The organism is Nitrospira sp. (assembly GCA_037045225.1).
In the GTDB taxonomy this organism is placed as follows: domain Bacteria; phylum Nitrospirota; class Nitrospiria; order Nitrospirales; family Nitrospiraceae; genus Nitrospira_A.
This window is the reverse complement of the sequence record JBAOHZ010000009.1, coordinates 677,655-703,978: the sequence shown is the minus strand read 5'-3', so window position 1 is coordinate 703,978 and position 26,324 is coordinate 677,655. Positions and strand designations below refer to the sequence as shown.

Genomic DNA, 26,324 nt, shown 5'->3' with positions numbered 1-26,324 from the left:
GTACCTCACCCGATCTGCTCAATCAGTGTCTTTGAATTGCCTGTCACGATATTGGGCCAGGGTGCTCGCGAGCCTGGATTTTAATTCCAGTCGCTTGGGTTTTCCGGTGGAGGTGTAGGGCACCTCCGTGCCCATCAACAGCACTTTCGGCTGTTTGGCGAACGGCAATCTTCCGCGGCAATGGGCGCGGATGTCGGCCTCTGTCGAAGGCGATGCCGGGTTCTTCGGCACGATGTAGGCGGCGATCTCTTCGCCGTAGTAGCGGTTCTCGAACGGAACGGCCATGGCGAACTTCACGGTCGGGTGCCCCTTCAGCACGTCGTCGATTTCCAAGGGAGAAATATTGACGCCGCCGCGAATGATGAGTTCTTTCAAGCGGCCTGAAATGAAAAAGAACCGTCGTCCACTCTCGTCGGCGATGTAAAATCCCTCGTCGCCTGAACGGAACCAACCCCATTGGAATGCGGCCTCGTTCGCGTCGTCGCGCTTGAAATAGCCGGCGCAAACTGTGCGCCCCCGGATGCAGATTTCTCCACGTGTGTGCTCGGGAACAGGCTTCCCGTATTCGTCCAGAATGGCCATCTCATTGTGACGCAGGGCCGTTCCGATCGACGGGAACTCAAAGTCCGTGAGCCAGTGACGATGGTCTTCTCCCGTGAGGTCGTTCGGGAGAAAGCAGGAATAGCAGGTCGTTTCAGACAGGCCGTATCCATGGCGGATGGGGAATCCAAAACGATCTTCAAAACGGATGGCCGTGTCTCTCAGTAACGGTCCGGCGCCGCAGATCACACCACCAAATTGATCCAGGCGATAGGCCGCGAGGTTTTCGTCGGCATCCAACAGAAACTCAAGCAAGGTGGGAACCACGCTCACACTGGTGACCCGTTCTTCGTGGAGCCGCCTCCAGAAGCTCCCGGTCTTAAACTTCCGATTCAGGACGACGCTTCCCTTGCAGAAGAACGGAGTCATCAGGGTGACTACGATGCCGTTGACGTGATGAATGGGCAGCACGCACATCAAACGGTCGGTGAGACCGAAACCGTGCCGGTCGGCGATGGCATCCGCATCGATCAACAGGTTGGCGGTTGTAAGAATGACGCCTTTCGGCGGGCCGGTTGTGCCGGACGTATAGATGATTAACGCAGGATCGTCGAGTCGGGATGCAGGCGTGGCCGGGCCGGGTCGCGCGGCGCTGCTGATCGTTCGGCGCTTTCCCTTGGTCTCGTTCTCGCCAATGATGCCACCGTCACCCAGGGCAACCACGTCTCGCAGGGCCGGCAGCATGGACTGAAGGCCTGTGATTTCCCCATAGACATCCTGCCAACACAGGGCGACCGAAGCCTCCGAATGTTCGAGGATATATCGCTTCTTCTCCGGTGGTTCTTCGATATTGATCGGCACCACGGCGACTCCCAGCGTCCAGGCTGCAAAGTAGATCAGCGTCGTCAGGTCGTGGTTGAACAGCACGGTGGCAATCCGGTCGCCACGGGTCAGGCCGAACTTGAAGTGCAACATCTCAGCCATTTGTTCGACGATCGTGCCGAATTCCGCATAGCTGTAGGTTCGTCGCAGGTTCCGGTCGTCGTCGCAATAGGTCAGGAAATTTCTGGTGACGAGCCGCGGGTCGTACACGCGTGATCGAAAGAACTCGGCAAATGAGGTCCAGTGGAGTGCCGGCGCACAGCCCACTGCCTCGCGGGCCTGCTCGATGCGGTCATGTACGTCGGTCAACAGGCTCATAGGTCCTCGGTGCCGGCCCGGTGTAGAGCGCTCGTGGTCTGATCAATCGGTTATGTTCCTGCTGCTCCATCACATGGGCGCACCAGCCGGTGATGCGGGAGCAGACGAACAATGGGGTGGACAGTTCACGCGGAATGCCCATCAGCAGGTAGGCCACGGCTGTGTAGAAGTCGAGATTGGGATGCAGCCCTTTTTCCTCCCGCATGATGCGGTGGAGAATGGAGGCGATTCCGTACCAGCGGTGATCGCCGCAGAGATGGCTGAGTCGTTCGGCGTGGCGCTGGATGATGGCTGATCGTGCGTCGCCCTGCCGAAGCACGCGATGCCCGAATCCCATCACGCGACGTTTCTCCGCGAGTGCTTCGCGCACCCATGACTCCGCTCGTTCCGGCCGGCCGATGTCGATGAGCATCGACGCCACCGCTTCGTTGGCGCCGCCGTGGAGGGGCCCTTTTAATGTTGCGACGGCTGCCGTGATCGCGCCATGTAGGTCGGTGAGGGTCGAGGCCGTGACGCGGGCGGCAAACGTAGAGGCATTAAACTCATGCTCCGCGTAGAGGATGAGCGACACGTTCAGCGCTTCGGCCATGGCCGCGCCGCGTTCACCGTCCTTGTGGCCTGCCACCAGATGCAGCAGGTGTTGTGCAAAATGTCGACTCTCGTCCGGCTTCCGGGGGACGGTGCCGGACATCACTCGATGACTATCCGCGATCAACAGTGGGATCTGGCTCAGCAGCCGCATGGATTTGCGGAGATTGGCTTCATGGGATCCATCCTGTGCGTCGGGATCGCTGAGGCCCAGCAGGGAAATCCCGGTGCGCAGCACGTCCATGGGATGCAGGCCTGGTGGCAGACGATCTACAAAACGTTGTACCGGCTCAGGCAGAACGCGATTGTCTCTCATCAAGGCGGTAAAACGATCCAGCTCGTTCCTGGTGGGGAGATGACCGATCAGCAGTAAGTGCGCGACGTCCTCGAAGTTGCTCCATTTCGCTAGGTCGCCGATGGCATACCCACGATAACGAAGGCCTGCCTCTCCTTCATCCACCTGACAGAGGGCCGATTCCCCTGCGATCACCCCCTCAAGTCCGGGGCTATACAGGGGCTGTTCCGGGGTTTTCGTTCCGGGCTGTGCTTGTATCACCTGGTTCATAGGCGCTCCGTGTCTGGTCTTGCCCATTCTCGTATCGAAGCAGACGATAGAGTTCCTGTCGCGTCATCATATGATCGAGCCACGCCCGTTGAGAGCCGAAGAATCTGAGTTCTTGCAGCAGCTTCTCCACCGCGAGGGCTGCCACCCTGAGCGTGCTCACGGGAAACAACACGCCGCGATAGCCCAACGCTTCGAATGCCTCGACGCTCAAGTAGGGCGTCTTGCCGAACTCCGTCATGTTGGCGATTAAGGGGACCTGGACACCTGCCGTCCTCATTGCCAACGCAAAGGTTCCGAACTCCTCCGCGGAGAGCAGGGCTTCGGGGAACAACGCGTCGGCGCCGGCGTTGGCATAGGCAATGCTTCGCTGGACGGCGGCCTGCAGCCCATCGACGGTCCGTGCGTCCGTGCGCGCCACAATGATGAAATCACGATCGCGTTTCGCCTGCACGGCGGCGGTAATTTTATCGACCATGTCACCGGTTGGAATCAGTCGTTTGCCTGACAGGTGGCCGCATTTTTTCGTCTCTTCCTGATCTTCGATCTGCATGCCGGCCAATCCGGCCCGCTCAAATTCCTGGACTGCCTCTTGAACAACCGAAGGCGGCCCATAACCAGTGTCCGCATCCACGATGGTTGGAACCGTCACTGACCGAGCAATGGCAGCCGCTTCCCGCGTCATGTCTTCCAGGGGGATCAACCCGATATCGGGCAGGCCACGGGCGGCCGAGATGGCGGCTCCCGATACATAGACGATGTCGAATCCAGCGCGCTCGATTTGCATGGCCGTCAGGGCATTACAGGCGCCGGGGATGGCCCTCGTTCTGCCGGTCAGCAGCTCACGCAGGCGTTGAGCTTTTGAGCGCGTAGAGCCGTTAGGCATCATGATTGGGCACCCTCAACAGAGGCATCAGCGTGGCGATGTCTGTCTCCTGTTCCAATGTCCATACGAAGCCGATGAGTTTCTCGACACGCGCGCGACCGATTCGTCTCGATGCGAGCACACGAAGTTTGTTTTCCACATCCTGGTCCGACATGGGATTGCCCGGGTGGCCCAAGGGGATGTCCGCCTGCCTCATATACACGTTTCCCGTCGTCGTCCTGAGCGTGAGGCGAGTCGGCATGGTTTCAGGGTAGCGGCCGGCGAATTCCGGCTGGAGGACGACACGCACCTTTTTCATGAGTTCGTGGAGCGCCGGGTCTCGTAACCGGTCAGAGTCGAAGGAGTGTAATGTCGCGCGGCCGTCGAGCAACGCCACGGAGACACAATAGGGGAAGCTGTGATCGGCCGTTTCCCTGGTCGTCGGGTGCCACTTTTCCGGATCACGTCCGATGATGTCGATGGCGACGTCGTAACTGCCGATTTCAATCTCGCTCAGGCGTTGGACTGCATCGTCCCCCTCTGCCTTGAGCAGTTCGGTGCGCAGGGCCAGCGCCGCTTCGACCGCAGTCTGGGCGTGGTATTCGACCGGGAAATGTTTAATGTAGGAATCGAGGATTTTGAACGGGGTCGGCCTGTCGTCGGGAGCCCTCTCTCCACCCAATCTAGGCAGCTCGAACGGACCGGAGACCAGCTTCATGAACCCCTTTTCGCCCTCGAAGACGGGTGCCGGACCTGTCATGCCTCGTTGGGCCAGGAGGGCGGCGAAGAGGCCATTACGTGCCGCATTGGAGAACGCACAGGCCTTCCACATGGACATGTCGCCGACTCTGGTTTGCCGGAGTGCCACGTTCGCCACAGCCGCCAGGTTGATGGCCTGCGTGGTCTGGGCCTCCGACAGTTTCAGCGTTTTCGCTACGCCGAGCGCGGACGAGATCGCTCCGTACGTCACATGGTCCCATCCACGGGGACGCAACGCGGCAGCGTCGCAAAGTCGACATTGGATTTCATAAGCCAGGGCGATAGCCTGGATCACGCGCTTGCCCGAGGCATGGGCTATTTCGCCGGCGGCGAGGACTGCAGCCAGATTGTCCGAAGGATGGGCCGGCTCTCGAGAAAGATAGGTATCGTTGAAGTCGAGGTATCGAACCAACGCGCCGTTGGCGAACGCGGCCAGGTCCGGCAACGTTTTGTGCGACGTTCCCCAGATGGTCGCGCCGCCGGGAACGTGCGCAGATTGCGCCACATGACGGGCGATCCGGCAGGGAGTCGCCTTCCAGGCCCCGAAGGCGCAACCGGCGCTGTCAAGAATCCGTCGCTTGACTTCATGGACGACGTCGCCGGACAGGTCGTCGTAACAGAGAGCCTGGGTGTAACTTGCAAGGCGGTCCGCCAGCATCATGACCCTCTCAACCGCACGCCGGTCTGTCCGTTCGGCGCGTGTGCCAGATCCTGCAGCCGTTGTTGTTCGGCAATCATGGCGAGTAACTCAGGAATGCCCTCTCCCTTCACGGCCACGGTGCGCAACACGTGCGGATACCATTCACGCAGATCGCGCACGGCGGCGTCGGCGCCGTCGCGATCTCCTTTATTGACGACCACGATATTCGCCACTTCTAACAACCCCGCCTTCATGGCTTGCACGGCGTCGCCCAAGCCCGGCGCAACCAGGGCGATGACGGTTTCGGCCACCGACACGACCTCGATGTCGCTCTGCCCGACCCCGACCGTCTCGATCAGGATTACGTCGTAGGCAGCTGCTTCCAGGACTTGCAGCGCGTCGCGAGTCGCCCGTGCCAGCCCGCCGAACTGCCCGCGAGTTGCCATGCTGCGTATGTAGACCCCCGGATCGTCCGCATGCCGCTGCATCCTGACTCGGTCACCCAGCACCGCACCACCCGTGAGGGGGCTACTGATATCCACAGCCAGGACGCCGACCGTTTTGCCGACGCGGCGGTAGGCGGTGATGAGTTGATCGATCATGGTGCTTTTTCCCGTGCCGGGATAACCGGTGATACCGAGTACCGTGGCGCGTTGCTCGGGTGGCGCCAGTTGTTTCAGTACAGCGGTGCCGGTCGGTTCCCGGTTCTCAAGCCAGGTGATCACGCGTGCCACGGCCCGGACTTCACCGGCCTGCACGTGCCTGGCCATCGTCTCGACATCCTCCTGTTTCGACAATCGATCGACGTACGCGTGGCTCATGTCATGCCTTCATCGCAGGCTGTCGTTTTTCACGATCATGGAGTTGCGCGAGTCGCGAGTTCAGCGGATGCCGCACGGCGTCACTGAGTTGTTGCGCACAGGCAGCGACCAACATTTCATCTACTGGTACATTGGCGCCGGATGCTTTCAACGCGAAGACCAGATCTTCCGTCGCCACGTTGCCGGATGCGCCGGGCGCATAGGGACAGCCGCCGAGACCTCCCGCCGAACAGTCAAACGCTGTGATGCCATAGTCCCACCAGGCCGTGAGGGCATTGGCGACGGCCATGCCATAGGTGTCGTGGAAATGGAGTGAGAGGTGCGCCGGCTCGACATGCGGCAGGATCGTGTCGAGTAAACTCCGCATGTCCGTCGGTGAAGCTTTGCCGACCGTCTCGCCCAAGGAGATGTCGTCGACCGCGAGATCCAGCAGTCGTTCCACCAAGTCTCGTACCTGCGTGGGAGGAATCCGGCCTTCATAGGGACAAAACACGACCGTGGACAGGTAGGCTCTCACCGCCATGCCGTCTCGTTTCGCCGCCGCCACAATCGGTCTGAAGCGCACGAGCGATTCCTGCACGGTCGCTTTGATGTTGTGGCGGGTAAAGCTGTTTGAGGCAGCCGTGAAGATGGCGATTTTGTCGACGTTGGCCGCCCGCGCCCGCTCCAGGCCTCGTTCATTCGGGACGAGAGCCGAGTAGATGACACCAGGGATGCGATCGATGGCGCGGAAGACCTCATCGGAATCCGCAAGCTGCGGGATGGCAGCGGGTGACACGAAGGAACCGGCTTCAATTTCCCTCACACCGGTTCGTGACAGGGCATTGATCAAGGCGATCTTGCACAGCGTGGGCACGAATTCCGGTTCGTGTTGCAACCCGTCGCGCGGAGACACCTCGGTGATCCGGATGGGGGCACGCCGTGAATTAAATAGGCCGGCCTGCAACATGCTGGTCCTCCGGTCTCTTCCGTTCTGACTGATGTGCTTGCCCGTCGGCCCATTGCGGTGGTCGCTTTTCTGCAAAGGCGCGGAGCCCTTCCACCGCTTCGGAAGTACAACGAGCACTGGCGTTGGCTTTTGCGCAAGCTGCCTCACGGTCCTCATCGGACAACGAACGTATGCTTTGGATCAATCGTTTTGTTTCTCTGGTTGCGCGGGGAGCCAGCCGCATGATGGTGTCGATGAGTTCGGTGATACGCTCGTCCAGATCGTGCTGAGGAACGACGTCGTGCACGAGGCCGAACCGGTGCGCGACTGATGTCGTGAAAGTCTCGCCGGTCAGGGCATACCGTCGCAGAAACGATTCGCCTGCCTTGCGCAGGAGAAAGGGCGCGATGACGGCTGGGATCAAGCCGAGCCTGGCTTCGCTGAGTGAAAACGTCGCATCCTCTGCGGCGACGACGATATCGCAGACGGCCAGCAAACCAAGCCCGCCTCCGAAGGCAGGTCCCTGCACCCGAGCGATAAGCGGACAGGGCACTTCGTCGATGGTGCGATACATGCGGGTGAGGCGTTGCGCGTCATCTTGTGCCTGGGCGTCCGTGGCCGGAGACGTGGATTGCATCCATTGGAGATCGGCCCCGGCGCAAAAAACTGGTCCGGCACTGGAGAGCAGAACGCCTCTCAGCGAGGGCTCCCGGGCGACGTCGTCGAACGCTTGAGTCAGGTCACTCATCATCAGACTATCGAACGCATTGCGCCGTTCGGGCCGGTTGAGTGTGATGCAGCGGATGGTGTCGCGTGATTCAATCGTCAGGGTCGTATACCGGCGCATGCCTGCCTCCTCATCCACCGCGATCCTCACATACGAAACACCGGCGCATGGGTTTCTCTGGTCGGCGTGGATGCGGCGATATCCAGGCAGAGGCCCAGGACGTGTCGCGTGTCCACGGGATCCAGGATGCCGTCGTCCCAGAGTCGTGCGCTGCTGAAATAGGGACTGCCTTCCTGCTCATATTGCTGCCTGGTGGTCTCCAGGATTCGCCGCTGTTCGTCATCCGACAGCCGTCCCTTTTCTCTGGCCCGCTGTTGTTGCTTCACGGTGACGAGCACTTGCGCTGCCTGCTGCGCACCCATCACCGAGGTGCGTGTGTTGGGCCAGGTGAAGAGGAATCGAGGGCCATAACCACGCCCGCACATGGCATAGTTGCCGGCTCCATGGGAGGCACCGATCAGAATGGTGAATTTGGGGACCTCGGCCGTTGCGACGGCCTGCACCATCTTGGCGCCGTCCTTAATGATGCCTCTCGTCTCATAATCCTTTCCGACCATAAATCCGGTGATGTTTTGCAGGAACACCAACGGAATACGCCGTTGTGCGCACAGCTGGACAAAATGCGCACCTTTCAGGGCCGACTCGGAGAGCAGGACTCCGTTGTTCGCGATGATCCCCACGAGATGGCCCATCCAGTGGGCGAAGCCACAGACCAGCGTGGAACCGTACCGCGTTTTGAATTCATGGAAGCGGCTGCCGTCCACGAGTCGCGCAATCACCTCCCGGACCTCCCATTTCTGGCGCGGATTCGCAGGGATCATTCCGTAGAGTTCTTCGGCCGGGTACAGGGGCGCGTCGATGGTTTCACGACGAAGTTTCGGCGGCCGTCTCCCAAGTGTGGCAATGATCGATCGGCAGATGTCCAATGCGTCGTCGTCATCTTGTGCCAGATGATCGCTGACGCCCGATAGTCGGGTGTGCAGGTCGGCTCCCCCGAGTGCTTCAGTGGTGACGTCTTCGCCGGTTGCGGCTTTGACCAGCGGCGGTCCTGCCAGGTAAATCGTGCCGGTGCCCTGGACGATGACGTTCTCATCGCACATCGCCGGTACGTAGGCGCCGCCGGCCGTGCACATGCCCATGACGACGGCGATCTGGGGGATACCGGCTGCGGACATTCGCGCCTGATTGAAGAAGATCCGTCCGAAATGATCCTTGTCGGCGAAGACCTCAGCCTGCATTGGCAGGAAGATGCCGCCTGAATCGACGAGATAAATCGCCGGCAGACGGTTTTCCAAGGCGATCTCCTGCGCACGCAAATGTTTCTTGATGGTCATGGGGAAGTACGTGCCCCCTTTGACCGTCGCATCGTTGGCCGCGATGATACAGAATCGCCCCGCCACAACGCCGATCCCTGTAATGATCCCGGCGGCCGGCACCTGATTGTCATACAGGCCAAAGGCGGCGAGGGGGCTGAGTTCGATCCAAGGAGACCCTCGATCGAGCAGGGCAGCAATGCGCTCACGTGCCGTCATCTTGCCGCGTTGTTTGTGGAGCGCCATCGCATCGGACGGACCGCCTGCTTGTATGATGGTTAGGTGCTTCTTCAGATCGGCTATCAGGCTTTCGTTGTGTGCCTGGGCACGGCGAAAGTCTTCCGAAGTCTTATCTATGTTGCTCTTCAGGACACGCATGGCGAAATTTCTCTCACTGCTCGACTCGAAGTCCCTTCACGAAACCGACGATATCCTGCATCGGCGTGGCCGGGCGAAAGAGCATTTGCACGCCCGCGGCTTTGAGTCGCGCGGCATCGTCATCGGGGATAATGCCTCCACCAAACAGCGTCACGTCTCCGGCGCCCTGCTCTTTCAGCAACTGCAACACGCGGGGAAAAAGCGAGTTATGGGCGCCGGAATGGATACTGAGGCCGATGGCCCGCACGTCCTCCTGAATCGCGGTGGATACGATCTGCTCCGGCGTCTGATGGAGCCCGGTGTAAATGATCTCCACGCCGGCATCACGCAGCGCCCGGACGACGAGCTTGACGCCCCGGTCATGTCCATCCAATCCTACCTTGCCGATCAGTACTCGAATGGGTGTCGTCGCTACTGCCATAGTTGCACCTCTTCCAGCACATACCGTCCTTCCACGTCCTTCCTGAGATGACCGGCCTGGATCAGGGGGTCGTGTTCAAAGAGCAGCAACCAGTTCTCCGCGAACGCTTGATCCAGCACCCGGCGTTTGGTGTCGAGTGTCCGGAGCGGATCGAGATCGTATCCCATGATGTAAGGGAGGGGCAGATGCGAGACGGTCGGAATCAGATCGCCCAGGAAGAACGCGATCCGGCCTTCCGATTCGACTTTGACACTCTGATGAAAGCGCGTATGGCCCGCTGTGACCACCGTGGTGATTCCCGGCAGCAGTTGCGTATCGCCTTGGATGAGCTCCCACTGATTCAGTTGCGCAACCGGTGTGAAATTGGTTTGTCGATAACTGGCCCTGGTCCGCTCATTAGCCGCAGTGGCATCGTCATATTCACCCTGTTGCACGTAGTAGGTGGCGTTGGGAAAAGCCGGGAGTAGCGCGCCGTTTCCGTTGGTGACCGTATTGCCTCCGGCATGGTCGAAGTGCAGATGGGTGTTGATAACCAGATGGATGTCGTTGGGGGTGAGGCCATGGCGATGGAGCGAGTCGCGCAGGGACGGTGTTCGCTCAACTGCAAACATGGCGTGAAACTTGGCATCCTCCTTATCGCCGAGACCCGTATCCACCAGGACGTGCTTGCCATGGGCCCGGATCAACAGGCAGTTTAAGTGGAGGGGGATACGATTCAGTTCATCAGCCGGGCAGCATTTCTGCCAGAGCGCCTTCGGCACCACTCCGAACATGGCCCCGCCATCCAGCCGGAACCGGCCGTCGGTGACTGGATAGATGTCAAAGGCTCCGAGTTTCATAACACCACCGCTTCGCGATAGGTTCCATACACTTCCTTCAACGCGGCGCAGATTTCTCCCAACGTCGCCTTCGCCTTCACGGCTTCAATCAGAGCCGGCATGAGGTTCTGGTGACAGGCGGCCGTTTCCTGCACCTCCTCTAATGAGCCGGCCATCTTGAAGGGATCACGCGATTTTCTGAGATCGGAGAGGCGCGCGACCTGTTCCTGTTCCACTTCCGGTCCGATCTTCAAAGTGGGGATAGAACGTTGTTCCTGTTCCACGTGATCGGTGACGCCGACGATGGGCCGCTCGTGTTGTTCAATCTCTTTCTGATACCGTTGCGAGGCATCCAGGATTTCCCGCTGCGGAAAACCGCGTTCTATGGCCGCCACCATTCCACCCATCTCATCCAGCTTTCGGAAATAGTTTCGTGCTCCCTCTTCCAATCGGTTCGTCAGTGATTCCACAAAGTAGGAGCCGCCCAACGGATCGACGCAGTTCACGATTTCACTCTCGGCGGCGATGAGTTGTTGTGTCCGCAAGGCCAGCGTCACGGCTTCTTCCGTGGGCAGCGCCAGGGTTTCATCCATTGAGTTGGTGTGGAGCGATTGTGTCCCGCCGAGCACGGCGGCCAACGCCTGCAACGTGGTCCGCACCACGTTGTTCATCGGCTGTTGGGCGGTCAATGAGCAGCCGGCCGTCTGAGCGTGGCAGCGGAGTTGGAGGGAGCGGGGATTCTTTGGGTGGTAACGCTGCTCCATTTCACGCGCCCACAAGCGTCGGGCGGCGCGGAACTTGGCAATCTCTTCGAAGAAGTCATTGTGCACGTTGAAAAAGAACGAGAGTTGCGGAGCGAATGCATCCACGTCGAGACCGGATTTTACAGCCGCCTCCACATAGGTGAGTCCGTCGTACAGTGTGAACGCGAGTTCTTGAACGGCTGTCGAGCCTGCCTCCCGGATGTGGTAGCCGCTGATGCTGATCGGGTGCCACTTGGGAAGATGAGTCGCACAGTAGGCGATCGTATCGACGATGACCGCGAGGTGTGGTTCGGGCGGGAAGAGCCACTCCTTTTGCGCGATATATTCTTTCAGCATATCGTTTTGTATCGTGCCGCCGAGCCGCTCGAACGGGATGCCGCGTTTTTCGGCCAGGGCCAGATACATGGCAAAGATCACCGCCGCCGGTCCGTTGATCGTCATGGAGGTGGTGACCTGATCCAGGGGAATTCCATCGAATAGTCGCTCCATGTCGGCGAGTGAGGAGATCGCCACGCCGCAGTAGCCCACTTCACCCCGTGCCATCGGATCATCGGCATCCAGGCCCATGAGCGTCGGCAGGTCAAAGGCAACGCTGAGGCCGGTCTGTCCCTGTGCCAGGAGATACTTGAAGCGCCGATTCGTATCGTCCGCGGAACCGAACCCGGCGAATTGCCGCATCGTCCAGAAGCGGCTTCGATACATGTTTGGGTAGATGCCGCGGGTGTAGGGGAATGTGCCCGGTTGGCCGAGATCCTGCTCGACGTTCCATCCCTTGAGATGGTCTGGGCCGTAGACTCGTTCGATGTCTAATCCGGAGAGGGAAGAGAAGTGAGATTTCCGCTCGTTCATGACGCAGCCCTCCAGGAAGGAATGCAAACGTCAGCTCACATATGCCGTTTGGTCTCCATACACATAGAATCCGTGTCCGCTCTTTCTCCCCAGCCAACCGGCTTCGACATACTTGCGCAGCAGGGGACAGGGGCGAAATTTCGGATCACCCAGGTCCTGATGGAGCACCTCGCAAATTGCGAGTACCGTATCCAGACCGATGCGGTCGGCCAAGGCCAGGGGACCCACTGGATGATTGGTCCCTTCCACCATCGCCAGGTCGATCGATTCGGCTGTTGCCACGCCCTCCTCCAATGCAAAGACGGCCTCGTTAATCATGGGAATGAGGACCCGGTTGACGATGAAGCCGGGGGAATCCTTGCACAGCACCGCGGTTTTCCCCGTGCGACGGACGAGTTCCAGCGCCAGTTGCACCGACTGCTCGGAGGTCTCGATGGCACGCACTACTTCGACCAGTCGCATGACCGGGACAGGGTTCATAAAATGGATCCCGACGACGCGATCTGGACGACCCGAGGCCATGCCCAAGCTCGCGATTGAAATCGAGGACGTATTGCTGGCCAGCAGGGTCGATGGTTCGCAGACTTGTCCCAGTTGGGCGAACAGCGCCCGCTTCATGACGGGATCTTCGGGTATGGCTTCGATCACCACTTGCGCCTCTCGCAATCGTTGCATGTGCCTCATCGGATGAATGATCGCCATGGCCGATCCGGCCTGATCGCCTCGCAACGCTCCCTTTTGAACCGCTTTTGTGACCCCCTGCCAGATTTTCTTGATGGCGTCTTCCAGTGCCTCTTCCGTCGCATCTATGAGGAGGACATTCCATCCCGCGGTTGCCAGCACCTGGGTGATGCCACGCCCCATCTGTCCCGCGCCGATGACGCCGATGGTTTTGATATCGTCGATCGTCATAGTCGTCCCTGGTTCAGCGCTCCACGAGGAGGGCGAGCGCTTCTCCGCCTCCAATGCAGAGGGCAGCCAGTCCGCGCCGAGCGTCGCGTGCCTCCATGGCATACAGCAGCGTTGTCAGGATCCTGGCGCCGGTTGCGCCGATGGGATGACCCAGGGCCACCGCACCGCCGTTGACGTTGACCTTCTTGGGATCGAGGTCGAGTTCACGATTGATTGCCAGCGAGACGGCCGAAAACGCTTCGTTGATCTCGAACAGGTCGATGTCGTTGACCGACAGGCCTACGTCTTTCAACAGCCTCCTGATCGCATCGATCGGCGCAATCGTGAACCATTCCGGTGCCAGCGCCGCACCGGCATACCCTACGATGCGGGCCATCGGCGCAAGGCCAAGACGGACGGCTTCTTCTTCAGCCATCATGACCAATGCTGCCGCGCCATCGTTGCAGGAGGGGGAGTTGCCCACCGTTAGGACTCCATCGTCCTGAAACACCGGTTTGAGCTGTCGCAGCTTCGTCAGATCCACCCGATTCGGTTCTTCGTCGTCCGAGACGAGAGCCGGCGCTCCCTTTTTCTGCGGCACTGCAACCGGAACGATCTCTTTCTTGAAAGCCTCGCGGGCAATCGCGTCCCTGGCCCGGCTGTAACTTTCCAGGGCGAAATCGTCGACCTCCTGTCTCGACAAACGATACTTGGCCGCACACAATTCTCCCGCATTCCCCATGTGAAACTGGTTATAGACGTCCCACAGTCCGTCCTTGACCAAACTGTCGGTCAGCTCGCCGTGCCCTAGTCGATATCCTTGCCTGGCCTTCTCCAGCAGGAAGGGGGCTCGTGTCATGTTTTCCATTCCTCCGGCCACCATGATGTTCGCTTCGCCCAGCGCGATGGCCCTTGTCGCCATGATCACGGTTTGAAGACTGGAGCCGCAGACCTTGTTGACCGTCACGGCGCCGACGGAATGGGGCAGCCCCGCGCCGATTGCCGCTTGTCTGGCCGGTGCTTGGCCCAAGCCCGCGCCGAGCACGCATCCCATCAGGACGCCGTCGATCCGCTCACCCGGCCGTTGGATGCGTGTCACGGCTTCGGCGATGGCGAGGCTTCCGAGCTTGGTGGCCGGGACTGAGCTGTAGCTTCCGTTGAAGCTGCCCATCGGGGTTCGGGCTGCGCTGACGATGACGGCATGGTGTCTGGCGTTCACAACCGTTTCTCCCAGTCGCTTTCTTCCAGATACTGTTTGACCGTGGCCATGAAGCGGTCGGCCGTGGCGCCATCGATCACTCGATGGTCGAACGAGAGGCTCAAGTAACACATGGGACGGATGGCGATGGCATCGTTGACGACCACGGCGCGTTTCTGCACCGATCCCACTCCGAGGATGGCGGTCTGCGGTTGATTGATGATCGGGGTGCTGAACAGACTGCCGAAGCCGCCGTGGTTGGTGATGGTGAAGGTTCCGTCCTGAACTTCTTCGGGTTTTAATCGCTTGTTCCTCGCCCGTTCGGCCAGGTCTGTTATTTCATGGGCAATCTGGTTCAGTCCTTTGCGATCGGCATGCCGGACGACGGGAACCAGCAGGCCGTCGTCAAGTGCCACCGCGATGCCGATATGCATGTCGTGTTTGATCACGAGTCCCTGCTCTCGCCAGGAGGAATTCAGAAGCGGATGCGCTGTGATGGCGCGAGTGACCGCGCTGATCACGAACGGCAGATACGTGAGTGCGTGACCGTCGCGGAATTTCGCAATGCTGGAGAAGTCCGCTTCGAAAAATGTCGCTACATGGGCCGCCGTGTGACGACTTTGGACCATACGTTCGGCGATGGTCTTTCGCATTTGAGAGAGAGGCACGGTTTCTTCGTGCGTTGAGGCGGGGGGCGGGGATGGCGTTGCAGCTGACGCCTCCTGCGAGCGGCCGGTCGATTCACGCGTGCCGATCACCTCCAGCAGGTCGTGCTTCGTGACTCTCCCGCCATCGCCGGTTCCTGTGATCGCGGTGAGATCCAGGCCATGCTCCTTCGCCAGTTGTCGCACAGCGGGCGAGTAGTGACGCTCGCCCGGTCCTGCCTCCATCGGCCGGACCGTCACGCCCCCGACACGATTCACGACGCCGGATGCCGGCTGAGTATCGAGCCTGGCCAACATCGTTCCCACCGGAACGGTTGTTCCTTCCGGCACGAGTATGTCGGTGAGGAACCCGGTCGCAGGAGAAGGGATATCGAGGGCGACCTTTTCGGTTTCCACCTCCAGGAGGGGCTGATCCTTTTCGACAGAGCCGCCTTGAGGGATCAGCCATTTGACGACGGTCCCTTCTGCGATGCTTTCACCGAGTTGGGGCATCACAATGTCGGTCGCCACGTCAACCTCCGGTTAGGCTCCCCTCAATACGACGCCAACTTCTTCGCTCCCGCGACGATGTCGCTCACTTTGGGCAGAAAGAATTCTTCCAGCGGTGTGCTGAACGGTACCGGCGTGTCCGGCGGGGCGATGCGGAGAATCGGCCCGTCCAGAGAGTCGAAACAGTCTTCCGCCAGCAGAGCGGAAATTTCGGCTCCGATCCCGCCGGTTTTGTTGTCTTCGTGCAAAAGGATGACCTTGCTGGTTTTGCGCACCGACTCGTATATCGTGTCCTTGTCGAGGGGGATCAATGTGCGAAGGTCCACAACTTCCAGGTCGATCCCTTCTTTAGCCAACAGTTCCGCTGCTTCCAGGGCCAGATGGACCATCGCGCCGTACGTGATCACCGAGACGTCGCTGCCGACTCGTTTCACCTCTGCTTTTCCGAGAGGCACGATGTACTCTTCCTGAGGCAAGGCCGCTTTGATCCGGCGATAGAGAAACTTGTGTTCAAAATAGAGAACCGGGTTGGGGTCGCGGATCGCGGCCTTCAACAGTCCTTTTGCGTCGTAAGGAGTGGAGGGCGCGACGATCTTGAGGCCGGGTGAATGGAAGAACCAGCCCTCGGGACATTCGGAGTGAAAGGGGCCACCGTGGACGCCGCCGCCGAATGGGGCTCGAATGACCAACGGGACTGCCGCGCCCCAGCGGTAGTGATTCTTGGCGGCGACTTCGACGATTTGATCGAAGGCGCAGGAAATGAAGTCCGCAAACTGCATCTCGACGACCGGCCGCAAGCCCATCATGGCTGCGCCGATGGCCGCGCCCACAAAGCCGGATTCGGAGAGCGGCGTATCCAGCACGCGCCACTCGCCATATTTTTTCAGGAATCCTTCCGTCACCTTGAAGGCCCCGCCGTAGGCGCCGATGTCTTCGCCCATCAGAAAGACGCGCTCGTCTCGGTTCATTTCTTCATCCAGGGCCTGCGAAATCGCGTCTACGTAGCTGACCTCCTGAGTGAGCGTTGCGGTCGTCATGGCTACACCTCGCCTTCCGTGGCGAACACTCCCACCAGCGTCTCCCGTCCTTCCGGCAAGGGGCTCTGTTCGGCGAACTCCGTCCCTGCGTCGACCTCTTTCTTGGCTCGTTCTCCCACCTCATGAAAATACGATTCGTCGCCATACCCTAACTGCATCACGAGACGTTCGGCCCTCAAGATGGGATCTTTGGTTTTCCATTCCTCCAGCAATTCGCGCGGGACGTATTTGGCGCCGTCGTGTTCCGAGTGGCCATGCATCCGCATGGTTTTGAATTCGAGAAACGTCGGGCCTTCGCCGGCCCGGGCTTTTGCCACGGCTCGCTTCGAGGCGAGGTAGACGGCCGCGACATCGTTACCGTCCACGATCTCGCCCGGCATGCCATAGGCTTTCGCCCGCTCCACGACATCGGTAATCGCCATTTGATACCGCACCGGCGTCGAATAGGCGTATTGATTGTTGGTGCAGAAAAACACGACCGGGAGTTTGCGCACCGCTGCGAAGTTCATGGCTTCATGAAAGTCGCCTCGACTCGTTCCTCCGTCACCGGTTCCGGCAACAGCGACGCGCGATTCTCCTCTGATCTTGAAGGCCAGCGCCGCACCGGCGGCAACCGGCATGTTGTCGGCCAGATGGCTGACGAATCCGATCATCCCGCGTTTCAAATCGCCCATATGCACATTGCCGTCTTTTCCTTTGGTCGGACCTCCCTGCTTGCCGAGGTACTGGGCGATGATTTCTCCGGGTGAAAAGCCACGAATGAGAAACGCGCCCATATCGCGATGAAACGGCGCGATGACATCATCCGGCATCAGTGCCGAGGCATACCCGACGGCGATCGCCTCCATCCCATGACTGGTATAAACGCCGCCGACGATGCGGCCCTGCCGGTAGAGTGCGCTGATCCGGTCTTCCAGGCTTCTCGTCAACCGGAGGTAGTAGTACATTTCAAGGAGGTCGCCGCGTTTGATTTCGTCGGCAATGACCGCAATGTCCATGATGACCTCCTGTGAGGTGGCCAAATACTCAGAGTGCCGGAAGATCCCGCCATGACAATAAGGGTTTCTGCTCCTTGCACGAGTGACACTCAGACGCGTCCCACTGCGGCATGTCGAGGTCCACGCTGAAGTAAAAGGGGAAGCGTGCCGTGAGTTCGTCCATCAAGGGGAATTGCCCGCTGTCTCGTCTGGCAAAGACCATCATGCCTGCCAGTTGTCCTCCGCGATCCGTCACGACCTTTCCCAGTTTGCTGACGCATAAGCCGCGGGTGGTCACATCATTTAAGGAGAGAAAGCGTTCTCCCGCTTCGACTGTGCCTTGGATGATGTCGGTACCGATCTTGCCCGTGTCGTGATTGAAAGGGGTCAGGACGACGCGCAGCGGCATCTGTGCGGCGAGGATGTCGCTGGTTCGTTCGGCCAGAAGGCGAGCGTCCGACGAGGTCGTCACAATGCCCGTCGGCGGGTCGTGTCGAAAGGTCTGCAGGATCCACTCCGCCATGTTGGCCGCGATGAGCGTCACGAAATCGGGGAATCGCGCGATGGATTCAAAGCGCAGATAGACATCGGTGTGGTGACCGGAGACCACTTCCACATGGCTGTCGAAATACACGGCTCGTGAGTCGCGCAGCAGGCGCTGAATATCCCAGGACGACAGGGTGGGATGCGGGGTGTCGCGAATGAGGTGTTCCAGCCGCACATGAAACTCCAACCCCTCATAGACCTTCCTCTGTTGCTCCATCAGCTCCAGAATGGCGGCCTCCGGGGGTTTTATCATTGATGGCATCATGGCCTTCCTGTGCTCCTCTCGTCCTGTGCCGCAATGGTCGTTCTCAGGATGCCGATCGGTTGGATCTCCAATTCGACGACGTCGCCTGGTTTCAAGTATCGATCAATCTCCAAGCCGCAGCCGCCGCCGACTGTTCCAGACCCGAAGAGATCTCCCGGATAGAGGAATTCTCCTCGCGATACGTGCTCGATCATGTGTGCGAAAGACCAGTGGATGGTGCCGAAGCGCCCCTCCGACCAGATCTCGCCATTGATACGGGCGATCATCCGCAGGGAAGCGAGGTCCTGAATGTCATCGGGCGTGACGATGCAGGGGCCGATGGCGGTGGCGAAATCTTTTCCTTTTGCCGGTCCGAGGCGGCAGGCCATTTCCTGGAACTGGATGTCGCGCGCGCTGAAGTCATTCATGATCGTGTAGCCGGCGATGTAGTTCACGGCGTCCCGCTCGGCAATATCGATTCCCTTCCGTCCGATGACACAGGCCAGCTCCAGTTCGTAATCCAGTTTCTGTGTGTTGAGCGGCCACCGAAGTTGATCATCGGGCCCGATGATCGATCGGTGGTTGCCTTTGTAATACACCGGGGCCTTGTACCATTCCGGTGGAATCGGCTGTCCGCGTCGCTTGGAGGTTGCTGCGATGTGTTCCTCGAATGCGATGAAATCGCGCAAGGAGGCAGGATTGGGGAGAGGTGCCGTCACGCGGACATTCGCCGGATCGTAGTAGATCGTCTCACCAGCCGGACCTGTCACGGAGGAGCCCTGGCCCACGGCATAGTCTAATGCGCGACGGGCTGCGGCTGTCGCAGCGGGGCCGCCTTCCAAAAACTCCAACATTGTAGCGGGAAGCTGCGCGTCGGCGAGGCGGCGCGGTTGTGTCTCGCCTTGATCGGCGAGATAACGCGCCTGCGCCATGTTGAGATCCACGATCGAGGCCGCATGTTGCGCTCCGATCCTGGTGAAGGTGCCGACAGGCGTACGCACCTGGAAACTGACGAGTTTCATGGCTGCCTCCAGCTCATGGCATAGTCCTTCAGTTCAACCGCCTCATAGTCTGGCATCACCGCGAAGGCTCGTCGCGACTCGATCATCACGGCGACTTCGTCCGTTTGCTCCTTGATCTTGCTCGCGGCGATGGCCTGCGGGTGCGGGCCATGATGAATCCCTTGGGGGTGCAGCGTGAGCATGCCGGCGTGAATGCCGGTGCGGCTGAAGAACGATCCCTGGTGATAAAAGATCACTTCGTCATAGTCCATGTTGCGATGGTAAAACGGAACGCGCAGTGCGCTCGGGTCGCTTTCCAGCGGCCTTGGCACGAAGGTGGAAATCAACAGTCCGCCGGCTTGAAAGGTTGCATGCACGCTGGGCGGGAGGTGGTAACGCGGGCTGGTGACCGGACGAAAATCTCGCACATTCAATTTGGCGACCCAGAGGTCACCCTTCCAGGCCGCGACATCCATCGGATAAAACGGGTAATACACACGGGTGTAGTCTCCGTCGCGTTTGATGCGCACTTCCCATTCGTGCCGACTCTGGGCATCCTCCGGAGGCAAGGCCAGTTCCGGCTGGACGAGGACCCCCGGATCAAATAACGCATGGCGTCCGAGCGGGCCCCGGTCCGGCACTTCGACGGGCGCCGGGGTTTCGACGATGAGAAACAGCCCTGCTTCTCCCTTCGTCTCGACATGGACCCGGTAGGTGGTGCCCTTCGGAATCACCAGGTAGTCGCCCGGTTCATAACTCAAGCATCCGTAGTCCGTTTCCCATCGGCCTCGTCCGCGATGCACGAAGACGATCTCATCCCCGTCGGCATTGCGCACGAAGTGGGGCATGGTCTCCGTGCGTCTGGAGAGGGAGACTCGGGCATCCGGACTCTGCAAGACGAGGGTCGGGCGTCCGTCGGCGGAAAGGTAATCGGCGGTGGGTAACTCGGTACAGGTAAATGCCCGCGGCCGGAGCGGACCTTCTATTCTGCTCCATGCGGTAGGCGGGTGGTGATGGTACAGGTGCGAGGCGGGGCCGCTAAAGCCCTGGCGACCATGCTCCTCCTCGTGCAGGCCTTCGGGGATCCCAACGTGCGCTTGATTCGGCACGGAACCCTTTTTTACCAGGTACATCACGAACCTCCTGAGGCGTCAGGGACGGCTCGATGCTCTAGGACGCCGGCTGAAACGACTCGGACGGCAAGTCTTTAAACGGCAGCGGAAGTGTTTCGTAGTCGATGATCGTATTCTCAATCCCTCTGGTTTGATCTCGCTCAATATCTCGATAGAGCGCTTCGACGGTCGCGCGGACGAAGGTTTTGGATTCCTCCAGCCCGTGTTGTCGCTGGGTCAGTTCCAGAAACACCCCACACCCGGGAAAGAGGGGATAGGTGAATCGCTGTTTGAGCGGTCCGAAGCCGTCCCGGCCATTCTTGGTCTCTCCGGAGAAGCGGACCCCATGGGATTCCCATTCGCGACAGACCGCGTCGATGTCATCGACCTCGATGGCGATGTGCTGAACCCCTTCGCCGTATTTATCGATGAAGTTGCAGATCTGGGATCGGCGTGCCTTATTGCGACCCTGCATCAGCGCGATCTTCGCGTCGCCCCGTTGAACGACCACGGTATCCATGCTGGACGAGTCACTGCCAACATCCTGAGCGGACCATATAATGTGAAAGCCGAGTACGGTGGTGAAGAGGGATTCAGCGGCGGCGAGATTCTTGACGCAGAGCGTGATGTGATCGATACCGACGGCTTCTTTCATGGTAAGTCCTCCTACCCGGCCAAGGATAAACGTGGAAGGGACTCATGCCATTGTTGCGATCGGGAAGCGAACGATTCACATACGTTCACACTATATAACATAAGAGTTGCATCATTCAATATAGATTTTGTATCATTGCCAATGACGATGAACATGGGAAAGGAAATTCGTATGACGTTCGTTGGAACGAGAAGGGACATTCCGGTATGACCGCGGAGGTGCACGATGTCGTTTTACGAACATGTGCGCGCGGATGTGCTCCGGCACGGAGCGATCAATAATCCCTACCTGTCACGCTTTCGAGGCGGGAACCTTACCGAACAAGAGTTTCATGAGTTCGCCGTGGAGTTTTATAGCTTCGCGCGATTCTTCCCCCGCATTCTTGCCGCACAACTCGTCAACACCGAAGATGAAGCCGTCGCCGATGAGTTGACGAAAGTCCTCTATTCGGAACTCGGCGACGGCATCGTCAAACATCGTCATGAATTGCTGTACCGAAATTTCCTCCGATCGATCGGAATCACCATTCGCGAAGCCATGAACAAACCCATGAGGCCGTCTACCCGTGCCTACATTCATGGGATGGAACGGCTATATGGCAGCAGAAATCATGCAACCGCGTTGGGGGCGTCTTTTGGACTGGAAAACATGGCCATTACCATGTGGGATCATCTGATTCCGGGGCTGATCCTGTTGAAGGAAACCCGGTTTCCACGCATGGATCCCACGTATTTCACCTTTCACCGCCAGCTCGAGGCCGAGCATGAACGAGCCATGGAGCATGCCATGGAAGCCGTCGGTGGAACGGGATGTGCCGAACAGGCAAGGATGTCGGAATCGGAGCAGCGAGATTTCCGCTTCGGAATGAATGCGGTGCTGGACTATCTCGAAGGGTTTTGGATGGGACTGGAGCGGGAGGTGCCCGACTCCATCCAGAATCGGCCTCAACCCGCGCAGCAATTGGTGAGTGACCTGCGCGGGCCATCGCATTGACCCGCTCGAGGGTCGGAGGGTCACATGGAGCGCGTGTGGATCAGCCGCTACGATGCGGGTGTTCCTCTCACCTCCGCCTATCCGGAATGGGCCGTTCCGGACCTTCTTCGGCGTTCTGCCTCACGGTTCCCCGAATCGGCCGCCCTCTTCTTTTATGGCGCACGCATTTCCTTCCGTGAACTGAACGATCTGACCACGCGTTTTGCACGGGGGTTGCTGCGGCTCGGCGTGAAGCCGGGCGATCGCGTCACCCTCATGCTGCCGAACATTCCGCAGGCGGTCATCGCCTATTACGGGGTGTTGAAGGCCGGAGCGATTGTCGCGCCGATGAATCCGCTCTACGTCGAACGCGAAATTCAGAGTCAGTTGGCCGATGCCGGCAGTGAGACCATCGTCGCGTTGGATCTTTTTTATTCCCGCATTCAGGCCGTCCGCGAGCAGGCGGGCCAGCCTGAGCGGATCATCATTACCAGCCTCAGAGACTTTCTTCCGACCGTGAAGCGCCTGATGTATCCGGTCAAGGCGCGATTGGCCAAGCGCTGGGTTGTGGTCGAGAAAACTCCCCCGGTCTACGACTTTCTTGCGCTGCTGGATGCGGCGTGCCCCGGCATCGAACAGGGTTCTCCGCTTCTGCCGTCGGTGGAGCCGGATGCGCTGGCCCAGATTCAATATACCGGCGGCACCACCGGCACGCCCAAAGGCGTCATGCTTTCGCATCGAAATGTGGTGGTCAACGCCATGCAGGGCCGCCTCTGGTGTGCTGATTTTCAGGATGGAAAAGAAGTCTTCTTGGGTGCGGTGCCGTTTTTTCATTGTTATGGGTTGAGTACCTGCCAGAACCTCGCCGTCGCGACTGGTTCTCAGATCGTGCTGCTTCCGCGCTTTCATGCGGAGGAGGCGGTGAAATTGATTCATCGGCACCGGGTCACGATTATGTCTGGCGTGCCGATGATGTTCGCGATGATCACAGAGTTTTCGAAGGTCGGCCGCTACGACTTACATTCGATACGGGTCTGTCTTTGCGGGGCCAGCCCCCTGCCTTTTGAGGTGCAGGAACGATTTGAGCGGTTGAGCGGGGTGAACATTTCGGAAGGGTACGGGCTGACCGAAGCGGGTCCTACGACCCATTGCAATCCGATTCACCGGGAGCATCCGCGCGGCTCGATGGGAGTGCCGTTTCCCGATACAGATGCGCGGATTGTGGATGAAGAGACGGGCGTCAGGGACATTCCCACGGGAGAAGCGGGTGAACTGATCGTCCGCGGGCCGCAGGTCATGCAGGGCTATTGGAAAAAGGCGGCGGACACGCAGGCGGTGTTGCGAGACGGGTGGCTCTATACCGGAGATATTGTGAAGCGGGATGAACGTGGTTTTTTCTTTTTCCTGGATCGCAAGAAAGATGTCATCAAACCATGGGGCGAGACGGTGTATCCGAGGGAGGTTGAAGAAATTCTCTCTCAGCATCCCGCCGTGCGTGAGGCGGTGGTCGTGGGCGTTCCCGACCACCATCACGGAGAAGCGGTCAAAGCCTATGTCGTGCAGAAGGATGGATGGGCGATCACCGAACGCGAACTGATCGACCATTGTCGCCGATTGCTGGCACGATTCAAGGTCCCCGTGACCGTCGAGTTTCGCCGCGAACTACCGCGCACCATTATTGGAAAGGTGTTGCGGCGTGCGCTGCGCGATGAGGCGGAGCTGATGTCGGCTGATGCGCGGGCGTCCCGCAAGGCGATGTGACAGCCTGCAAGGAGGTCGCGATGAAAGACGTCGTCATTGTAGCCGGCGTGCGGACACCCATCGGCAACTTTGGCGGCGCACTGAAAGACCTCCCGCCGCACAAGATGGGCGAATTGGTCGTGCGTGAAGCGGTCTCGCGCGCCAAGGTGGATCCCCGGCTCATCGACGAAGTGATCGTGGGTTCCGTCGGCCACACGAGTGATGCGTACAACGTCGCGCGCGTGATGGCGCTCATGGCCGGACTTCCGGTCCGTACCCCGGCTTATTCGGTGCAGCGAAACTGCTCATCCGGCCTCCAACCCTTCGTCAATGCCTATCAGAACATTCAAAGCGATGACGCGGACGTGCAGGTTGTGGGGGGAGTGGAGAGCATGAGCCGCGCTCCGTTTGTTTCTCGGGACATGCGGTGGGGAAAGCGGCTTCGCAACGCCGAATTGATCGACAGCATCTGGGAAGGATTGACCGATGCGTTTTGTGGCCAATTAATGGGCCGGACGGCCGAGAACTTGGCCGAGGAGTTTGGCATCGGTCGCGAGGAGCAGGATCGATTCGCCGTGGAGAGCCACCGCCGGGCGTTCAAAGCGATTCGAGAGGGTCGTCTCAAGGACGAGATTCTTCCCCTGATGGTGCCTAAATCAGTGGCCGGACGTGAGGTGGCACCGGTCGTCGTTGCGCAAGACGAGGGGCCGAATGTTGGCTTGACGGAACCGCAACTCGCGCTGTATCCGCCGCTCTTCAAAGAGCAGGGGACTGTCACGGCGGGCAACAGTTGCCCCCTTAGCGATGGAGCCGCCGCGGCGATCGTGATGTCCGCCGCACGTGCGCGTGAGTTGGACTGTCGCCCGCTCGGCCGCATCAGGGGGTATGCGTTCATCGGTGTGGAGCCGACGCGTATGGGGATTGGTCCCGCCGAAGCGCTCCCATTGGCGCTCGGGCGCGCCGGCGTCACACTCGCCGATCTGGAACTCATCGAACTGAACGAGGCGTTTGCCGTGCAGTATCTCGCGGTGGAACGTGTGTTGGGACTCAAGCGGGAACTCGTCAACGTGAACGGCGGCGCGATTGCACTGGGGCATCCAGTCGGCATGACGGGAGCCCGGCTGGTGATCACGCTGCTGTACGAGATGCAACGACGCGGCGTGGCGCTCGGTGCGGTGGCGCTGTGCGTCGGCGGCGGGCAAGGCGCTGCGATGGTGCTGGAACGGACGTGATCGGTACGAGTCGAGCGACAGGAGTCGTCCCATGTACATCTATCGAGTCGGTGTGGTGGGGGCCGGGACCATGGGCGCACAGATCGCCGAAGTGGTGAGTTATGCCGGTGTGCCGGTGCTGTTGGCCGATATACAGGAATCACTGGCCAGGCGCGGCGTCGAGTCTGTGCGAGCGATCTACCAGGCCCGCGTGGACAAGGGCAAGATGACGCCTGAGCAACTGGAAGAGAAAATGCTGCTGGTGACGCCGGCGTCGAACCTCGAGGCTCTTCGTGATGTCGATCTGGTGATCGAGGCGGTTTCAGAAGAGTTAACGCTGAAACAACGGATATTCCGCGAGCTGGACCAGGTTTGTGCGCGAAGTACGATATTGGCGAGTAACACCTCCGCGTTATCCATTTCATCGATCGGAGCTGCCACCAGGCGCCCCGGCAAAGTGATCGGACTTCATTTTTTCAATCCGGCCTATGTGATGCCGCTGGTGGAAGTCATTCCCGGCATGGCCACTGATGCTCAGGCCGTCGATGATGTTGTCGGTTTTGCCGAAAGCATCCGGAAGATGCCGGTGATCGTGAAAGAATGCGCGGGGTTCCTCGTGAATCGCCTGCTCTCTCCCTATCTGAATGAAGCGGTATGGTGCCTCCAAGACGGGGAGGTCTCCATAAGAGACATCGATCAGGACATGGTGGCATTCGGCATGCCGGTCGGCCCATTCACCCTGCTGGATACCGTCGGACTCGATATTGCACTCGAAGTCGCCCGTATCCTCCACCGATTCTACGGGCCTCGAATGGTGCCGGCGCCACTTCTCGAAGCCTTGGTGAAAGCGGGGCGATGGGGCGTCAAGTCAGGTCACGGGTTCTACGACTATTCGGGTGCCGAGGAACGGCGCGGCGAGCAGAACCTGGATACTCTGCTGCGGCACGTGCGGCAGGGCGGCAAGTATAGAAAAATGGAATGGACCAGGGCTCGGCCGCTACTGGCGATGGTGAACGAGGCAGTGACTGCGTTGCAGGAGGGCGTCGCGTCGGCGCGAGACATCGATGTTGCGATGGTGGCGGGAACAGGCTTTCCCAACGAGAAGGGAGGACCGTTGCATCTTGCCGATCAGCTTGGGGTCGACCATGTGCTGCATGAATTGGAAGCATGGCGGGATACGCTGGGCGTCCGCTTCTGGCCGGCGCCGATGTTGCGCCGAATGGTTGAGGCGGGCTTCACCGGACAGTTTGCGGGACGAGGGTTCTTTGCCTATTGACGTTCTTGTCGACGGGTTTGATCGGGATGACCTCTCCTTCCTCGATCGAATCTTTGTGGGAGTATTCACCATCGATG

General features: G+C 59.7%; 24 protein-coding genes. 4 read left to right on the top strand and 20 right to left on the bottom strand.

What is annotated here, in order from left to right:
- Window positions 1–18 precede the first annotated feature (18 nt).
- Genes V9G17_04220 through V9G17_04125 form a run of 20 tightly spaced genes read right to left on the bottom strand, consistent with a single transcriptional unit; the run spans window position 19 to window position 21,048 of the window.
- A complete protein-coding gene (locus V9G17_04220) occupies window positions 19–1,740 on the bottom strand; it encodes a class I adenylate-forming enzyme family protein (GenBank protein ID MEI2751785.1) in 1,722 nt (573 codons plus the stop codon).
- Window positions 1,715–2,893 (bottom strand): citrate/2-methylcitrate synthase, encoded by a 1,179-nt coding sequence (locus V9G17_04215; GenBank protein ID MEI2751784.1) that lies wholly within the window; start codon window positions 2,891–2,893, stop codon window positions 1,715–1,717. The genes V9G17_04220 and V9G17_04215 overlap by 26 nt, the downstream gene beginning before the upstream one ends.
- Entirely contained in the window at window positions 2,835–3,779 is a 945-nt protein-coding gene (locus V9G17_04210) for an isocitrate lyase/phosphoenolpyruvate mutase family protein (protein MEI2751783.1), read from the bottom strand. Before V9G17_04210 ends, V9G17_04215 begins: the two co-directional genes overlap by 59 nt.
- A complete protein-coding gene (locus tag V9G17_04205; GenBank protein MEI2751782.1) occupies window positions 3,769–5,175 on the bottom strand; it encodes an MmgE/PrpD family protein in 1,407 nt (468 codons plus the stop codon). The genes V9G17_04210 and V9G17_04205 overlap by 11 nt, the downstream gene beginning before the upstream one ends.
- Complete coding sequence (gene meaB, locus V9G17_04200; protein ID MEI2751781.1) at window positions 5,172–5,975, bottom strand: methylmalonyl Co-A mutase-associated GTPase MeaB; 804 nt, start codon at window positions 5,973–5,975, stop codon at window positions 5,172–5,174. Before meaB ends, V9G17_04205 begins: the two co-directional genes overlap by 4 nt.
- A 1-nt stretch (window position 5,976) precedes the next feature.
- On the bottom strand, window positions 5,977–6,924 hold the full coding sequence (locus tag V9G17_04195) for a hydroxymethylglutaryl-CoA lyase (protein MEI2751780.1): 948 nt from the start codon (window positions 6,922–6,924) through the stop codon (window positions 5,977–5,979).
- Window positions 6,902–7,750 carry an enoyl-CoA hydratase-related protein gene (locus V9G17_04190; protein MEI2751779.1) on the bottom strand — a complete coding sequence of 283 codons (849 nt, stop codon included), beginning with the start codon at window positions 7,748–7,750 and terminating at the stop codon, window positions 6,902–6,904. The genes V9G17_04195 and V9G17_04190 overlap by 23 nt, the downstream gene beginning before the upstream one ends.
- Window positions 7,751–7,776: 26 nt before the next feature.
- A complete protein-coding gene (locus tag V9G17_04185) occupies window positions 7,777–9,381 on the bottom strand; it encodes a carboxyl transferase domain-containing protein (GenBank protein MEI2751778.1) in 1,605 nt (534 codons plus the stop codon).
- Window positions 9,382–9,394: 13 nt separating this feature from the next.
- A complete protein-coding gene (locus V9G17_04180) occupies window positions 9,395–9,802 on the bottom strand; it encodes a cobalamin B12-binding domain-containing protein (GenBank protein ID MEI2751777.1) in 408 nt (135 codons plus the stop codon).
- Window positions 9,793–10,641, bottom strand: coding sequence for an MBL fold metallo-hydrolase (locus V9G17_04175; GenBank protein MEI2751776.1), 849 nt, complete (start codon window positions 10,639–10,641; stop codon window positions 9,793–9,795). The genes V9G17_04180 and V9G17_04175 overlap by 10 nt, the downstream gene beginning before the upstream one ends.
- Complete coding sequence (locus V9G17_04170) at window positions 10,638–12,233, bottom strand: methylmalonyl-CoA mutase family protein (GenBank protein ID MEI2751775.1); 1,596 nt, start codon at window positions 12,231–12,233, stop codon at window positions 10,638–10,640. The genes V9G17_04175 and V9G17_04170 overlap by 4 nt, the downstream gene beginning before the upstream one ends.
- 30 nt (window positions 12,234–12,263) lie before the next feature.
- A complete protein-coding gene (locus V9G17_04165) occupies window positions 12,264–13,145 on the bottom strand; it encodes a 3-hydroxyacyl-CoA dehydrogenase NAD-binding domain-containing protein (GenBank protein ID MEI2751774.1) in 882 nt (293 codons plus the stop codon).
- A gap of 13 nt (window positions 13,146–13,158) precedes the next feature.
- Window positions 13,159–14,343, bottom strand: coding sequence for a thiolase family protein (locus tag V9G17_04160; protein ID MEI2751773.1), 1,185 nt, complete (start codon window positions 14,341–14,343; stop codon window positions 13,159–13,161).
- Complete coding sequence (locus V9G17_04155) at window positions 14,340–15,497, bottom strand: dihydrolipoamide acetyltransferase family protein (GenBank protein ID MEI2751772.1); 1,158 nt, start codon at window positions 15,495–15,497, stop codon at window positions 14,340–14,342. Before V9G17_04155 ends, V9G17_04160 begins: the two co-directional genes overlap by 4 nt.
- Before the next feature lie 23 nt (window positions 15,498–15,520).
- A complete protein-coding gene (locus tag V9G17_04150) occupies window positions 15,521–16,513 on the bottom strand; it encodes an alpha-ketoacid dehydrogenase subunit beta (protein ID MEI2751771.1) in 993 nt (330 codons plus the stop codon).
- Between the two features lie 2 nt (window positions 16,514–16,515).
- A complete protein-coding gene (locus V9G17_04145) occupies window positions 16,516–17,511 on the bottom strand; it encodes a thiamine pyrophosphate-dependent dehydrogenase E1 component subunit alpha (GenBank protein MEI2751770.1) in 996 nt (331 codons plus the stop codon).
- Window positions 17,512–17,539: 28 nt separating this feature from the next.
- Entirely contained in the window at window positions 17,540–18,301 is a 762-nt protein-coding gene (locus tag V9G17_04140) for a hypothetical protein (GenBank protein ID MEI2751769.1), read from the bottom strand.
- Window positions 18,298–19,302, bottom strand: coding sequence for a fumarylacetoacetate hydrolase family protein (locus V9G17_04135; protein MEI2751768.1), 1,005 nt, complete (start codon window positions 19,300–19,302; stop codon window positions 18,298–18,300). Before V9G17_04135 ends, V9G17_04140 begins: the two co-directional genes overlap by 4 nt.
- Window positions 19,299–20,414: a homogentisate 1,2-dioxygenase gene (locus tag V9G17_04130; GenBank protein ID MEI2751767.1), complete on the bottom strand. Its 1,116-nt coding sequence runs from the start codon at window positions 20,412–20,414 to the stop codon at window positions 19,299–19,301. The genes V9G17_04135 and V9G17_04130 overlap by 4 nt, the downstream gene beginning before the upstream one ends.
- 37 nt (window positions 20,415–20,451) lie before the next feature.
- Window positions 20,452–21,048 carry a VOC family protein gene (locus V9G17_04125; protein ID MEI2751766.1) on the bottom strand — a complete coding sequence of 199 codons (597 nt, stop codon included), beginning with the start codon at window positions 21,046–21,048 and terminating at the stop codon, window positions 20,452–20,454.
- A gap of 225 nt (window positions 21,049–21,273) precedes the next feature.
- On the opposite strand from V9G17_04125, the gene V9G17_04120 reads away from it, so the two are divergent.
- From V9G17_04120 to V9G17_04105, 4 genes are read left to right on the top strand one after another with little or no spacing between them, the layout of a single operon-like run.
- Entirely contained in the window at window positions 21,274–22,041 is a 768-nt protein-coding gene (locus V9G17_04120) for an iron-containing redox enzyme family protein (GenBank protein MEI2751765.1), read from the top strand.
- 24 nt (window positions 22,042–22,065) lie between these two features.
- Window positions 22,066–23,781, top strand: a complete 1,716-nt coding sequence (locus V9G17_04115; GenBank protein MEI2751764.1) for a long-chain fatty acid--CoA ligase — start codon at window positions 22,066–22,068, stop codon at window positions 23,779–23,781.
- A 20-nt stretch (window positions 23,782–23,801) separates the two neighbouring features.
- Window positions 23,802–24,992, top strand: coding sequence for a thiolase family protein (locus V9G17_04110; protein ID MEI2751763.1), 1,191 nt, complete (start codon window positions 23,802–23,804; stop codon window positions 24,990–24,992).
- Between the two features lie 31 nt (window positions 24,993–25,023).
- Window positions 25,024–26,247 carry a 3-hydroxyacyl-CoA dehydrogenase NAD-binding domain-containing protein gene (locus V9G17_04105; protein MEI2751762.1) on the top strand — a complete coding sequence of 408 codons (1,224 nt, stop codon included), beginning with the start codon at window positions 25,024–25,026 and terminating at the stop codon, window positions 26,245–26,247.
- Window positions 26,248–26,324 lie beyond the last annotated feature (77 nt).